Source organism: uncultured Campylobacter sp. (genome assembly GCF_937997465.1).
Classification (GTDB): domain Bacteria; phylum Campylobacterota; class Campylobacteria; order Campylobacterales; family Campylobacteraceae; genus Campylobacter_A.
On record NZ_CALKTQ010000256.1, the window covers coordinates 1 to 2,757 of the forward strand.

Sequence of the window (2,757 nt, forward strand, 5' to 3'; positions counted from 1 at the left end):
CAGCTAGGCTCTCAAGCTCGCTTAGATTTTTTCTTATCATCTTTGCCTTGCCACCGTCAATGTTTTCTATCACGCTTTTTAGGTACTTTTCGTCTAGATCCTCTTTTTGCGTAGTTATAGCAAAGGGTATGGCTTGCTTATTTACAGATTGCTTTAAAAATAGCTTTATCGCCGTACCAAGATCAAGACCTAGCTCTTTAAAGAGTTTGTCGGCTTCATTTTTGAGTTCTTTGTCTACTCTAAACTGTATTAATGCATTCATTTATATGACCTTTGAAGTTAAATTGACTGCATTATAGCATATTTTTAGACCCAGCTCTCCTCGTCTGCGTATTCCTCATAAATTTCATCATAGCTCTCGTCAAAAATCACCCTGCAATGTATTGCAATATATGCTGCCGCATCAATAATATCGTCGCTCTTGCTCTCCGTCTCTGAGCCAAACCATAGCAACTGCGCCTCTAGTTCGTCGGTAGCGCTTAAATCTTATGCGCTATTGCATCTTGCCGGCCATCTCGACGCAAGCCAATTTCACTACAAATTAAACCCGAGTGTATTAGAATTTTGTCGATTTAATGTACAATTTGCCGCCCTCCTTAAACAACCAATATATTTCTTAATATAGCAATAGAAATAACTCTGATTTTTTAAACTGGATGTAAATGTATATAGCCATTTACAATAAAAAACCACCTGAACTAAGTTCCGTCGATTGAAAAATAATAAAAACTGTAATCGTTCATAGTCGTTGACAATTTAAATTTTTTATGCTAATATATTAATATTGTCTACGTTTATAGACAATTACACAAAGGAATAAAAATGTTAAATTTAATAGAACAGTATCAAGAAAGATTTCTTAAAAACTTTTATACGACATACAAGCGTTATTTATACGATGAAATAAATTTTAGCGAGAAGCTTATCGGTATAGTAGGGGCTCGTGGTACTGGCAAGACCACAATGTTATTTCAAAAGTTGATTGAATTAAAAGCTCAAAACAAAAAGGCTCTTTACATAAGTCTTGATTATCCGTTTTTAGGCTCTACTAGTCTTAGCGAACTTGCCTTTGAGTTTGTAGATAACGGCGGCGAATATCTATTGCTAGATGAAGTGCATAAATATGAAGATTTTGCTGCACACTTAAAAACTATATACGATATGAGTCCTTTAAATGTTATTTTTACGGGCTCATCGGCGGTAAGCATACTAAATGCAAAGAGCGATTTATCGCGTAGAGTTAGCGTATTTAGCCTAGAAGGACTTAGTTTTAGGGAGTTTTTGGAGCTTGAAAACGGTACAACGATAGATAAATTTAGTCTAGAGGCGATACTAAAAGACCATCAAGCAATAGCAGATGACTTAAAAATAAAGCTAAATCTATTTAAAAAATATCTCAAATTTGGCTACTACCCATTTTACTTTAATAAGCAAAGTTCATACTACGAAAGCTTACTAAATACGATTAATCTAAGCATAGACGTAGATCTAACGTCCCTGGGGCTAGTTGAGCAAAAATACACATATAAGCTCAAAAAACTGCTTGAAGTGGTTTGCCAAAGCGAGCCGTTTGAGGTGAATTATACTAAAATCGCAGCTCTTGCCGAGATAAGCAGAGCCAAACTATATGATTATATTGCCTATTTAAACGATGCAAGGCTAATAAATATGATAGATGAGCAAAGTAGGGGACTTAGTAAGCTAGTAAAACCGGCGAAAATATATATGAATAATACAAATTTGATTTACGCTTACGGCGATGATTGTAGGGCGGGCACCATAAGAGAGACTTTTTTTGCTAATCAACTAAAGGTAAAACATAGGCTAAATATCCCAAAACAAGGCGACTTTATTGTAGATGATAAATTTATATTTGAAGTGGGCGGAAAAAATAAGGGCTTTGAGCAGATAAAAGATATCTCAGACTCATATATAGCTGCCGATGAGATAGAGGTCGGAAGCGGCAATAAAATACCGCTGTATATGTTTGGGTTGTTGTATTAGGTGTTAAAATGGCTATTAATAAACTTGATTATGAAAAGGTCGAAACTTGCCTATTTGTACACAAAATAAAACCAAACGTCTTTTTGCTAAGAAAGGTTATCGGCAGTAAATACTTTACATAAGTGCTTACGCTTGAAATTCGTAGCGGATGGAGCAAGAGAGAATACAAAAATGAAGCCAAAAAAGAGCTTGTAAAGTGGTTAGAAAATATAAATAAGTAGGCAAAGGGATTGGTTGTTACTTTTATAATCGAAAAACTATACTATAAAAATTAATTCAAGATAAGTTAAAGACTTTCAAAAGGAGTTTTTCTCAAAAATATCGCATCCTAATCAGTAGCAAACGAAGTGAAGCTAAGCACAAGGACTATGATTTTGTCGATGCTCTTGAAAAGTAACGAGTATAGCAAAGTAAGGTTTAGACATAATAACAGTAAAGATACGAATGAGCTTTATCATATTTTACTAAATATGATAAGAGAGAATCTGATTAAGTTATTTTGAGCCTAAAATTTTATCGATCTACAAGCATAATCTACCTAAATTTTAGTATTTGATCAATTTTTGATGCACTTCTCTAAAGTAGTTTGAAAGGCACAGCTCTCATAACTATTTCAACCAAATAGCGCATTTAACGCTAGTTACGGCAATTTACATACATCTATACATAAATATGAACCAAAACCAGAGTTTATTTTTAGAAAAAGTATAGGAAATGATAGGTAAGTTTATATATGATATTTTATCATAAAAA

3 protein-coding genes are annotated in these 2,757 nt (G+C 33.7%); 1 reads left to right on the forward strand and 2 read right to left on the reverse strand.

Annotation, left to right across the window (positions count from 1 at the left end):
* Positions 1 to 262: type II toxin-antitoxin system RelB/DinJ family antitoxin (locus tag Q0546_RS08440; protein ID WP_298792153.1), on the reverse strand; the 262-nt coding region annotated here is incomplete at its 3' end.
* 44 nt (positions 263 to 306) lie between these two features.
* Positions 307 to 453 carry a hypothetical protein gene (locus Q0546_RS08445; RefSeq protein ID WP_298792155.1) on the reverse strand — a complete coding sequence of 49 codons (147 nt, stop codon included), beginning with the start codon at positions 451 to 453 and terminating at the stop codon, positions 307 to 309.
* A 369-nt stretch (positions 454 to 822) separates the two neighbouring features.
* On the opposite strand from Q0546_RS08445, the gene Q0546_RS08450 reads away from it, so the two are divergent.
* Positions 823 to 2,004 (forward strand): AAA family ATPase, encoded by a 1,182-nt coding sequence (locus Q0546_RS08450; RefSeq protein WP_298792156.1) that lies wholly within the window; start codon positions 823 to 825, stop codon positions 2,002 to 2,004.
* Positions 2,005 to 2,757: the final 753 nt, after the last annotated feature.

Bases quoted from the DNA above. Each gene is read 5' to 3' on its own strand.
- Q0546_RS08450 (WP_298792156.1), top strand. From the start codon at position 823: ATGTTAAATTTAATAGAACAGTATCAAGAAAGATTTCTTAAAAACTTT.